At 64.4% G+C, this 4,508-nt stretch carries 6 protein-coding genes and 1 pseudogene; all 7 read left to right on the plus strand.

The window, feature by feature from the left end; all coding sequences use genetic code 11:
- On the plus strand, positions 1–534 hold a 534-nt coding region (gene rplO / locus ACTHJR_RS12210), incomplete at its 5' end, for a 50S ribosomal protein L15 (RefSeq protein ID WP_440523490.1).
- A 125-nt stretch (positions 535–659) separates the two neighbouring features.
- Positions 660–2,024 (plus strand): preprotein translocase subunit SecY, encoded by a 1,365-nt coding sequence (secY, locus tag ACTHJR_RS12215; RefSeq protein WP_440523491.1) that lies wholly within the window; start codon positions 660–662, stop codon positions 2,022–2,024.
- Between the two features lie 28 nt (positions 2,025–2,052).
- Positions 2,053–2,700, plus strand: a complete 648-nt coding sequence (locus ACTHJR_RS12220; protein WP_440523492.1) for an adenylate kinase — start codon at positions 2,053–2,055, stop codon at positions 2,698–2,700.
- 91 nt (positions 2,701–2,791) lie between these two features.
- Positions 2,792–3,448 carry an SRPBCC family protein gene (locus ACTHJR_RS12225; RefSeq protein ID WP_440523494.1) on the plus strand — a complete coding sequence of 219 codons (657 nt, stop codon included), beginning with the start codon at positions 2,792–2,794 and terminating at the stop codon, positions 3,446–3,448.
- A gap of 73 nt (positions 3,449–3,521) precedes the next feature.
- Positions 3,522–3,785 (plus strand): hypothetical protein, encoded by a 264-nt coding sequence (locus ACTHJR_RS12230; protein ID WP_440523496.1) that lies wholly within the window; start codon positions 3,522–3,524, stop codon positions 3,783–3,785.
- A gap of 199 nt (positions 3,786–3,984) precedes the next feature.
- Positions 3,985–4,353, plus strand: a complete 369-nt coding sequence (gene rpsM, locus ACTHJR_RS12235) for a 30S ribosomal protein S13 (protein WP_066583942.1) — start codon at positions 3,985–3,987, stop codon at positions 4,351–4,353.
- 54 nt (positions 4,354–4,407) lie between these two features.
- Positions 4,408–4,508, plus strand: a pseudogene (locus ACTHJR_RS12240) (30S ribosomal protein S11); the annotation flags it as partial.

The raw sequence follows: 4,508 nt of genomic DNA on the forward strand, positions 1-4,508 counted from the left end.
CTGCGCGACAACGAGGGCGCGCGTCATCGCAAGATCCGCGTCGGCCGGGGCATCGGCTCGGGCAAGGGCAAGACCGCCGGGCGTGGCCAGAAGGGCCAGAAGAGCCGTGAAGGCGTCTCGATCGCGGGCTTCGAGGGCGGCCAGATGCCGCTCCACATGCGTCTGCCGAAGCGCGGCTTCAACAACATCTTCGCCAAGGATTATGCCGAGGTGAACCTGGGCGCGATCCAGAAGGCGGTCGACGCCAAGAAGCTCGATGGCAAGGGCACGATCGATCACGCCGCGCTCAAGGCGGCTGGCCTCGCCCGTGGCGGCAAGGACGGCGTTCGCCTGCTCGGCAAGGGCGCGCTGACCGCCAAGCTGAACTTCACCGTCGCCGGCGCGTCGAAGAGCGCGATCGAAGCGGTCGAAAAAGCCGGTGGCAAGGTCGAGGTGATCGAGGTGGTCGCCGCGGCCGACAAGGCCGCCGCCAAGAAGGGCAAGGCTCGCGAAGCGCGCCTTGCCGCCAAGGCCGAAAAGGCCGCCGCCAAGTAAATTGCCCACAATCCTGACGCCCGTTGCGACGGGCGACAGGTGACAAGGCAGAATGGGCGCCTATATGAGCGGCGGGGGCGCGGACGACGCATCTCCGCCGTTTTTATTTCGGGACGATCAAATAAATGGCATCCGCAGCCGACAGTCTGGGCTCAGGGCTCAACCTTTCCAAGTTCGCCCAGGCGACCGACCTCAAGAAGCGTCTGTGGTTCACGATCGGCGCGCTGATCATCTTCCGTCTGCTGAGCTACGTGCCGCTGCCGGGCGTCGATCCGACCGCGCTCGGCATTCTGTCGGACAAGACCAACGGCGGCGTCCTCGACTTCTTCAACAATTTCTCCGGCGGCTCGCTCAAGCGCATGTCGCTGACCGCGCTCGGCGTGATGCCCTACATCACCGCCTCGATCGTGGTGCAGCTCGCGACCTCGCTGTCGCCCACGCTCGCCGCGATCAAGAAAGAGGGGGAGAGCGGGCGCAAGCGGCTCAACCAATATACCCGCTACGGCACCGTCGCGCTGACCGCGGTGCAGGGCTGGTTCATCGCCGTCGGGCTCGAGACGATGGGAGCCAATGCCGGCGTCCAGGCAGTGGTCGAACCCGGTATGCTGTTCCGCGTCGGCGCGGTGATCAGCCTGATTGGCGGCACCATGTTCCTGATGTGGCTGGGCGAGCAGATCACCAGCCGCGGCATCGGCAACGGCGTGTCGCTGATCATCATGGCCGGCATCGTCGCCAACATGCCGACCAACATCTACAATCTGGTCAATGGCAGCCGCACCGGCAGCATGGACAGCTTTCAGGTCGTCGGCATCATCGCCGCGGTGGTAGGCATCGTCTTGTTCATCTGCTTCATGGAAAGCGCGCAGCGCCGCATCCTGATCCAATATCCCAAGCGACAAACGCAACGCGGGGTACAGTCGGATCGCAGCCACTTGCCGCTCAAGCTCAACACCGCGGGCGTGATCCCGCCGATCTTCGCCTCGTCGCTGCTGCTCATGCCGCTGACCATCACCCAGCTCGCGGGCAACAAGGTGAAAGGCGATACCTGGTGGGGCGATGTCGTCATCGCGCTCAACCAATATCTGCAGCACGGCTCGATCCTCTACATGACGCTGTACGGGGCCGGCATCATCTTCTTCTCGTTCTTCTACACCGCCGTGGTGTTCAATCCCGAGGAAACCGCCGAGAACCTGAAGCGCTATGGCGGCTTCATCCCCGGCATCCGCCCGGGCAAGAACACCGAGGCTTATTTCGACTTCGTGCTGACCCGCATCACGGTGATCGGCGCGGCCTATCTGGCGGTGATCTGCCTGGTGCCGGAATATCTCGTCTCGGCGCTCAAGATCCCGTTCTACCTCGGCGGCACCAGCCTGTTGATCGTGGTCAACGTGACGATGGACACCGTCACCCAGATCCAGTCGCATCTGCTGGCGCACCAATATGGCGACCTGATCAAGAAGGCGAAACTGAAGGGCGGCCGCCTCCGTTAAGAGGGGCGGCGCCAACAGGGAGATCGGCGTGAACATCATACTTCTCGGCCCACCGGGTGCCGGCAAGGGCACCCAGGCGGAGCTTTTGGTCGCCAATCGCGGCATGGTGCAGCTGTCGACCGGCGACATGCTGCGTGCCGAGAAGAATGCGGGCACCGACCTCGGCAATCGCATCAAGACGGTGATGGATGCGGGCGAGCTGGTTTCGGACGAGATCGTCTCCAGCCTGATCGACGAGAACCTCAAGCGTCTGCGTCCCGACCAGGGTGTGATCTTTGACGGTTATCCGCGCACCGCCGCGCAGGCAGGATCGCTGGACGAATTACTCGCCGCGAATGGCCGCAAGCTCGACCGCGTAGTCGAGCTCGAGGTCGACGAGGACGCGCTCGTCGAGCGCATCGTGGGCCGCTACACCTGCGCGAAGTGCGGCGCCGGCTATCACGACAAGTTCAAGCAGCCCAAGGTGGCGGGGACCTGTGACGTCTGCGGCAGCCACGACTTCAAGCGCCGTGCCGACGATAATGAGGAAACCGTGCGCACGCGCATGGCCGAATATCGCGGCAAGACCGCGCCGATCATTCCGATCTATGAAGCGCGCGGCATCCTGATCCGCGTCGATGGTATGGCCGATATCGATCACGTCAGCGCGGCGATCGCGGCGGCGCTGGACGAATAGGCTGACGACCGACGCCCGCTTTCCACCATTACTGACCGTCACTAATCGTCGTTATGCCGGGCTTGTCCCGGCATCCGCCGCGCAACACGTCATGATTTCCGTTGTTGAAGCGCAGACCCGGCACAAGGCCGGGGTGACGATCAGCCTTTGGCACTATAGTCTCCCGTTCATCCTGAGGGGGGAACTCGTCATGCTCCGCACATTCGTGGCCGCCGCTGCGTTATTCGCGATCGCCACCCCGGCCGCCGCCGACGTCGTCAAAGCCGAAGCCGCTGGGTTCGTCCTCGAAAAGACCGTCACCATCAACGCCGCGCCCGACGCGGTGTGGGAAACGCTGCGCGCGCCGCAACGCTGGTGGTCGAAGGAGCACACTTGGTCGGGCGATGCCAACAACCTCTATATCGACAGCCAGGCGACCGGCTGCTTCTGCGAGAAGCTGCCGGGCAGGGGCAGTGTCCAGCACGCGCGATTGGTGTTCGTCGACAAGGGCAAGACGCTCCGCATGGAAGGAGCGTTCGGCCCCTTGCAGAGCGAAGCGATCGTCGCGACCCTGACCTTCGAACTGTCGCCGGAAGGCGACAATGCGACCAAGGTCAGGATGAGCTATGTCGCGGGCGGCTATTCGCCGACCGGCTTCGACAAGCTGGCTCCAGCGGTCGACAGCGTTCTCGGAGCGCAACTCGACGGGCTCAAGGCCGCGGCGGAAGCTCCGCCGCCCGCTCCCCTCACGCCACCCGACAAGAAGTAGCCCGCGGCCGGGGAACGTCCGCCTTGCTTCTCGCGTTCGATGCGCGGGGGCGCAGGGACAGGAGGACGCGCTCGTGCGATGGGAAGAGAGGAACCGCTGGGCGTTGGCGCTCGGGCTGGGAGCGTTGGCCGCGATCGGCGCGGGCACCGTCGCCGGACAACAGGTGGTCGACAGTCTGAACCCGTTCTACGTCCATCAGGCCGCGGCCGACGATGCGGGGCCGGAGATCGTCGCGACATCCTTCACCGCCCCCGCCGAGCCGTCGATCGGCACGGGCGATCTCAGCTATGGCCGCGGCGAGTCGGCGGGGGATGACGGCTCGGGGCAAATGCGTTAAACCATGGCGATCGGTCCGTCCCGGCCGCGCCCGCGCTTGACACTGCGCCGACTCGACCCTAGATGAGCCGCCTTCCGATACACCGGCTGACCGGCGGCGCCTGCTTGCGTCCGCCGCTGTCGTGCGTTTCGGAGTAACGCGATGAGATGGGGTGCGTGGCAGCCATGCCGCATCCTGTGGAGCTAGGAGAACAAAGTTCATGGCACGTATTGCGGGTGTCAACATCCCGACCAACAAGCGCGTAGTGATCGCGCTCCAGTATATCCACGGCATTGGCCCGGCCAAAGCCAAGGAAATCACCACGAAGCTGAACATCGCGCCCGAGCGCCGCGTTCAGGACCTGACCGACCAGGAAGTGCTGCAGATCCGCGAAGCGATCGACGCCGGCTACACGGTCGAGGGCGATCTTCGTCGCGAAACCGCGATGAACATCAAGCGCCTGATGGACCTGGCCTGCTATCGCGGCCTGCGTCATCGCAAGGGTCTGCCGGTCCGCGGCCAGCGCACGCACACCAATGCGCGCACTCGCAAGGGCAAGGCCAAGCCGATCGCCGGCAAGAAGAAGTAAGCAGGGGCGCTGGCCGCACCGCTACTTTCCAGCTTCGAAGGTTAGGATAGAAAAATGGCACGTGAACCGCAGCGCCTTCGTCGGCGCGAACGCAAGAACATCACCGCCGGCGTCGCCCATGTGAACGCCAGCTTCAACAATACCATGATCACCAT

The sequence above is a fragment of the Sphingomonas sp. genome (assembly GCF_051962185.1).
Classification (GTDB): Bacteria; Pseudomonadota; Alphaproteobacteria; order Sphingomonadales; family Sphingomonadaceae; genus Sphingomonas.